Here is a 294-nt window from a genome sequence, read left to right on the forward strand (position 1 = left end):
CCCATCGCCCTACGTCGTCGAGATCCGGCTGGAGCTGCTGCGCCTGCTGCGCTCACCCGCCTTCGTGCTGCCGATGTTCGTGCTGCCGGTCGCGCTCTACCTGCTGTTCGCGTTCGCGGTGGCCGGCGAGCAGACGGCGAAGGACCCCGACGCCGCGCGCTTCATGTTCGCCGACTTCTCGCTGATGGCCGTGACGATGGCCGCCGTGTTCGCGACCTGCCCGTCCATCGCGATGGAGCGCGAGCTGGGCCTGCTGACGCTCAAGCGCGCCCAGCCTGCGCCGCCCGGCGCGTG

General features: G+C 71.4%; 1 pseudogene. It reads left to right on the top strand.

Annotated features, from left to right (window positions below):
• Positions 1-294, top strand: a pseudogene (locus tag ACG04R_RS28490) (hypothetical protein); the annotation flags it as partial.

Origin of the sequence: Pelomonas candidula (genome assembly GCF_043555985.1) — a bacterium.
GTDB classification, from domain to species: domain Bacteria; phylum Pseudomonadota; class Gammaproteobacteria; order Burkholderiales; family Burkholderiaceae_C; genus Pelomonas; species Pelomonas candidula.